Raw genomic sequence first — 5884 nt, 5'->3', positions numbered from 1 at the left:
GAAGTAGAGCACGGCCTCTGCACCATGGGCAAAGGCCTCCCACGCCCAAAGGCGGGCCATGCCAGGCAAGGGGGCCGGGTTATAGGGGGCCCAGTTCACCGGGCCAGGTTGTTGTTCCATCACCCACCATCGCCCGTTTCCGACGCTGCGATAGAGATCATGGTGAAACGCCTGCATGTCCGGATCGCCCTGTCGCAGGTAGCGGGCTTTGTGCTCGGGGCTTGCCTCTAAGCGGTCGGACAAAAAGCCGATCGGATAGCTATCCCAAGACGCGATATCAAGGTCTGCGCCGACGTCATAGTGGTCAAAGTCCGTGACGCGGCCCATGTAGTTGTGAAGGAGCGGCGCATCTGTGTGCTGGCGCAGGACATCGGTTTGAACGCGGTTAAAGCGGACGACCTGATCTGAGGAAAACCGCCTAAAGGCCAGCACATGGGACGGGTTCGGTTCTGTTACAGTAAGATTGGGCAGGCCAATCTGATCGAAGGAAGAATACTCCATCGACCAGAAGATATTACCCCACGCGCGGTTGAGCGCATCAAGGCTTTGATAGGTCTGCGCGCACCAGTCCTGAAAGGCACTGCGCGCAGCATCCGAATAGCTGAGCGTCGTGTCGTGACAGCCGTATTCATTGTCTGTTTGCCATGCTTCGATATGCGGGTTCTTGGCAAAGCGCTCTGCCAGAATGCGGGTGATGCGACGGCATTCCTCGATATAACCCTTGTGGGAAAAGCAGTAGTGCCTGCGCGAGCCAAAGCCACGCGCGCGCCCTTGCGCGTCAAGGGCCAGCATATCGGGATGCTTGTCGAGCATCCAGCGCGGCGGCGTTGCTGTGGGGGTGCCAAGGATCACCTTCAGGCCAGCATCGCCCAGCACGTTGATCGCGCGCTCGAGCCAGTCGAGCCGCAAATCATCGGGGGCGGGCTCTAAACGCGACCAGGCAAATTCGCCAACGCGCACCCAAGTCAGCCCTGCCTCAACCATTTGCGCACCATCAATGGCCCAGCGATCTTCTGGCCAGTGCTCTGGATAATAGCAAACGCCAAGCGCGCGTTTCATAGGATGACCTGATGCTCTTGTTGGCCTTTGCTGACATTGGGCACGCAAAATGTCTTGCCATTGTTTCCCAGATCGCCCCTGATCCCTTGCGTTGCCGAGGTCACATATAGATCGCTAAGATCGTCGCCGCCGAAGGCAGGGCAACTGGTATGGCGTGCATCAAAGCTGTGCGACGCAATCAGGCGCCCATCCTGTGCATAGCCGTTCACACGGCTTGCGCCCCAAAGTGCGACCCAGAAGGTCCCATTCGCGTCGATTACAGCGCCGTCCGGATTTAGGTTTTCACCTGTCAGATCCAGCCAGACCTGCGCGTCCTCGCAGGGCCAACCTGTAATCGGATCAAGCGCGACGCGCATCACCTGTTGGGTCATTGTATCCGTGTAATGGGCGTGTTTGCGATCCGGGGTAAAGCAGATCGAATTGGCGACAGTAATATCGCTTGCGATTGTGCGTAACTCGCCCTTGTGAAAACGGTAGATTGCGCCGGCATCGGGTTCTGCGTCAAAGCCCATTGTGCCGATCCAAAAGCCGCCCCAAGGATCTGTGCGTCCGTCATTGGAACGCGTGATCCCATTGTCCGCCTCAATTGCAACGAGCGGTGCAGCCAATGATCCCTCGTTGATATCAAAGACGTGCAGCCCGATCTGCGAGGCGATAAGCAACCTGTCAGCGTCTAGCCAGCCTGCGGCGGATACGCTTTTGTCAAACGTCCAGCTTTGTGCCTTGGTATGAAGCGTGTTCGCATTGATATCAAACCAGAACAATTCGCGCCGCAGCGGGTGCCACAGCGGCCCCTCGCCAAGCCCGCAAACGCGATCATCAAAGATCATGCTATTGCCTCGTCAAATGCTTTAACCATTGCGCGTGCGCGCTTTTGAACCTCATTCGCAGAGAAGCCAGGCTGATAAAGTGCCGACCCAATGCCGAAACCATGCGCGCTCGCCGCGATCCATTTGGCGAAGTTGGTGTGATCGACGCCGCCCACGGCATAGACTTCAATGCCCAGCGGAAGCACCGCGCGTATGGCCTTCAATCCCTCAACACCAAGTAGCGAAGCTGGAAAAATCTTGAGCCCATCGGCGCCTGCACCAAGCGCCGCAAAGCACTCGGTCGGGGTCATGACGCCGGGATAGCTGTCCAAACCGGCCAGTTTGGTCGCCGAAATAACGCGAACGTCGGCATTGGGTGAAACGATCATTCTGCCGCCGGCCTTGGCAACATCAATCACTGTTTCTGTGGTCAGAACCGTGCCCGCGCCGATCTGCGCGATGTCACCAAAGGCTTTGGCCATTATCTCAATGGACGCCAAAGGCGAGGGCGAATTCATGGGCACTTCAATGCGGGTGATGCCTTCCTCGATCAAGACTGCGGCGATGTCTTTGGCTTCAAGCGGGGTCAGCCCTCGAAGGATTGCAATCAAAGGTCGGCTCATAGGAAGACTCCGTCAAAGAGAACGATAGGCTGCGGTTAATCCCGCACGGGTCACCGCGTTTGCATCACAGCGCTGTGCAGTAATACCCTGTTGCTTCAACGCGAAACTGTAAAGATCACTCAACCGATCTTCGCCGATAATCGCGATGTTCTGGCCAAGCCAATAGGGCTTGGCCGCGGCCAGTTCTGCGCCGATCAAAGCGCCGGATAGCTGCGCCCTGGCATGCGATGACGCTTGCCCGTGTAGCAAATCGCCAGCGCGCAGGGAAAAGAGAGAGCTGGCAAGGCGTTCAGGGCGCGAGAGAATATTCGAGAGCGCATCAGCAAAAGCGTCGCCGTCCCAGTCATTGCCCGAAAGGGAATGGCGAAGCACCGTATGCGCGCTAATGGCTGCAAATAGCTCGCCCGTCATAAAGGTTTGAAAGCTCACAATCTCGCCCGCGCTGACGTGGACCCATTTGCTATGCGTTCCTGGCAGACAGATGACCCCGTCCCAATCGGGATTTAGCGCAAGGAACCCGGCGATTTGGGTTTCCTCACCGCGCATCACATCCGCAGGTGCGTTCTGCTTTACGCCGGGAACAAGCCAAACCTCTAGGGCATCGCTGCAATTGGCAACGCGGATCAAAGCCGTGCTCAATGGCGGGCAGGGCACTGCACAATAGGGGGCCTCTTGCCAGCCCTGACGCGAACCGACCATGCCGCAGGCAACAACGGTGCATTGTGATGGCAGCTCCCAGCCGTGCAACAGCGCGTGCAATGCAGGTTCAAAACCAGCCTGTGTCAACGACGCCATGCCTTGATCTGAGCTGCGCTCTGCCAGCACTGCGCCTTGCTTGGTCATCGCGAAAGCACGCAGGTTGGACGTGCCCCAGTCCAGTGCGATCCAATCGGGCGTTATTTTTGCGCTTTGGGTCATCCCGTCACCACCACGCCGCCATCAATAACCAGTGCTTGACCCGTCATGGCACGGCTAAGGTTCGAGGCCAGAAACAGCACACCGCCAACGATATCCACAGGATCAAGCGTGTCCGGCAAGCATTGGCGTTCCATATGCGCTGCAAGACCTTCTTCGGTCACCCACATATCTTTTTGCTTTTGCGTAAGAACCCAGCCCGGGGCGAGGGCATTTACACGAATGCGCTTTGGTCCGAATTCTCGCGCGAGCGAGCGGGTCAATCCGTTGATGGCCGAGTTGGCAGAGGTGTAAAGCGGATACCCCGCATTCCCCATCATATAGGAGATCGACGTGAAATTGATGATCGAGCCACCGCCCGCCTGTGCCATCATCGGCGCTGCGTGCTGGCAGGCAAAGACGTAGGCTTTGAAATTGATATCCATCATCCATGTGTAGAAATCTTCGGTAATTTCTCCGGTGCTGTGGCGCTTGTCGTTTGCGGCGTTGTTTATCAGCGTCGTGATCGGGCCGTGGCGCTCGCAGGCTTCGTCCATGGTGGCCTTCAGGCGCGCGATATCAGTGATGTCGCATTGCATGAAATGTGGGCGATTGCCGTGCTTTTCCTCCATCGCGTCGCAGAATTCGGTGCAATCAGAGCGACCGACGAAGGCGACACGCGCGCCTTGCGCAAGGAAACCTTCGCTTAGCGCCGCGCCAATGCCGTTACCACCGCCCGTGATATAGACAGAGGCGGATTTGAATTCCGGGAATGTCGCGGTCATTGGCTGCGCTCCTTGTGCGTGCGGGTGCCTCTGGCGGGGATATTTTTGGCGAAAGAAAACATTAAAGCTTGCGCCCCTCGATCACCCACATTGTATCAGGAAAGTTCCATGGTAGCGTCAGGCCCTGATGCATAAGATAACTGCCCGAGACGGTAATCGGTTGCTTTTTCAGGATCGGTGCGCCGCGTGACAGGGCGGGGGCGGTGATGCGGTTCAGCAGTGTGATTTCGTAGCTTGCGTTTGGATCAAGGCGTGTCAGCCGCAAAGGGCGCGGAGAGATTTGCGCAGAGGTTGCAGCTTTGCCCGCGAAAGCGACGAAGCGTGTGTCATCCTCAGCGAGCTGTTGTTCCGCTATTACCGCAGGATCAGCGCTATCAAGGCGCAGGATATCTGCGCGCTCTAACCAGTTGCGGTTGGCTTTCCACCATTGGGTAACGTCCTTGAGAACGGCGGTTTCATGCGCCGTTAACTCGCGCGGATCCATCTCAAAGCCCATGTGGCGCTGCGCAGCGACCCAAGCGCGCAACGAGATATCGAGCGTGCGCCCGGATGTGTGGCAGTGGCGCGGGCCAACATGCGAGCCCGTGACAACCATCGGCAGGAAAAGCGCCGCATCATGCTGCATGCGCAGACGTTCGAGCGCGTCATTGCTGTCCGAGAGCCAAACGCGCTGTGTGCGGCTCAGGATGCCAAAGTCGATACGCCCGCCGCCAGAGGCGCAGCTTTCGATTTCAACCATCGGGAAATCAGCGCGCAACCGGTCAATCAGCGCATAAGAGCCACGCGTTTGCGCCGCATCGGGGGCGGGCAGCACGCGGTTGTGGTCCCATTTGATGTAATCGATGGGGTATTTTGAAAGGATCGCAGCCATGCGCTCATAGATGAAATCGCGCACCTCGGGCAGCGCCATGTTAAGCGCCTTTTGCTGACGCCCCAGCGTTTGATCTTCGCCCCCCAAGGCCCAATCAGGATGGGCGCGGTGCAGATCGCTATCGGGGTTAATCATTTCAGGTTCGAACCAGATGCCGAAGCTCATATCGCGGCTGTGAACGTGATCGATCAGCGGGCCAAGCCCATCGGGGTACTTGCGCGGATCGACCTCCCAATCTGAAAGCGACGTCGTGTCGTCATCGCGCTGGCCAAACCAGCCGTCATCCAGCACAAAGCGCTCTGCGCCAAGGTCTGCTGCGCGATCTGCAATATCTTTGAGGACGTCAAGTTTGTGATCGAAATAGACGGCTTCCCAGCAATTGTAATGCACAGGGCGGGGGCGATCAGGTTTCGGAAAGGTCACGATATGATCGCGCAAGTGACGCTGGAACGAGACCGCGCAGCCATTCAGACCATCGGAAGAATAGACAGCATAAAGCGGCGCCGAAGCAAAGCGCGTGGCGGCAGTTGCCTCGACGCGCGGGGCGTGGCCGAACTGTATCTGTCGGCGCCCGTCTGGCAGTTCTTCGGCGATCATTTTGTGACCGCCGGACCAGCCATAATGGAACGCATGCGCTGCGCCTTGTGTATTGCTTGCGCCAGCCTCTGGCACGATCAGTCCGGGGAAATGTTCATGTCCAGTGCGCCCTGTACGGTTTTCGCGCATACGGATACCCGCGGACCATGCAGTAAGATTGGGCTGGAATTCGCCGCACCAGCGACCCGCGAAATCAATCATTTCGGCGCTTTGTTGAGACGCGGGAAACACGGGGGCCGAAAGCCA

Annotated in this window: 6 protein-coding genes; all 6 read right to left on the bottom strand. The window is 57.9% G+C overall.

Annotated features, from left to right (window positions below; all coding sequences use genetic code 11):
• Positions 1 to 1059, bottom strand: a 1059-nt coding sequence (locus WBC85_RS00765; RefSeq protein ID WP_424432778.1) for a beta-galactosidase, incomplete at its 3' end; no start/stop codon positions are given.
• Positions 1056 to 1889, bottom strand: a complete 834-nt coding sequence (locus tag WBC85_RS00760) for an SMP-30/gluconolactonase/LRE family protein (protein ID WP_424432777.1) — start codon at positions 1887 to 1889, stop codon at positions 1056 to 1058. The genes WBC85_RS00765 and WBC85_RS00760, both read right to left, overlap by 4 nt.
• Positions 1886 to 2491, bottom strand: coding sequence for a 2-dehydro-3-deoxy-6-phosphogalactonate aldolase (locus tag WBC85_RS00755; protein ID WP_424432776.1), 606 nt, complete (start codon positions 2489 to 2491; stop codon positions 1886 to 1888). The genes WBC85_RS00760 and WBC85_RS00755 overlap by 4 nt, the downstream gene beginning before the upstream one ends.
• Before the next feature lie 12 nt (positions 2492 to 2503).
• Positions 2504 to 3409 carry a 2-dehydro-3-deoxygalactonokinase gene (locus WBC85_RS00750; RefSeq protein ID WP_424432775.1) on the bottom strand — a complete coding sequence of 302 codons (906 nt, stop codon included), beginning with the start codon at positions 3407 to 3409 and terminating at the stop codon, positions 2504 to 2506.
• Positions 3406 to 4170, bottom strand: a complete 765-nt coding sequence (locus WBC85_RS00745; RefSeq protein ID WP_424432774.1) for an SDR family NAD(P)-dependent oxidoreductase — start codon at positions 4168 to 4170, stop codon at positions 3406 to 3408. Before WBC85_RS00745 ends, WBC85_RS00750 begins: the two co-directional genes overlap by 4 nt.
• Before the next feature lie 61 nt (positions 4171 to 4231).
• On the bottom strand, positions 4232 to 5884 hold a 1653-nt coding region (locus WBC85_RS00740), incomplete at its 5' end, for an alpha-galactosidase (protein WP_424432773.1).

It is taken from the genome of Planktotalea sp., assembly GCF_049680325.1.
GTDB lineage: Bacteria > Pseudomonadota > Alphaproteobacteria > Rhodobacterales > Rhodobacteraceae > Planktotalea.
This window is presented reverse-complemented; position numbering and strand designations above follow the sequence as displayed.

Excerpts from the sequence above, each read along its gene's own strand:
- WBC85_RS00760 (WP_424432777.1), bottom strand. The coding sequence starts at position 1,889 with ATGATCTTTGATGATCGCGTTTGCGGGCTTGGCGAGGGGCCGCTGTGG.
- WBC85_RS00755 (WP_424432776.1), bottom strand. The coding sequence starts at position 2,491 with ATGAGCCGACCTTTGATTGCAATCCTTCGAGGGCTGACCCCGCTTGAA.
- WBC85_RS00750 (WP_424432775.1), bottom strand. The coding sequence starts at position 3,409 with ATGACCCAAAGCGCAAAAATAACGCCCGATTGGATCGCACTGGACTGG.
- WBC85_RS00745 (WP_424432774.1), bottom strand. The coding sequence starts at position 4,170 with ATGACCGCGACATTCCCGGAATTCAAATCCGCCTCTGTCTATATCACG.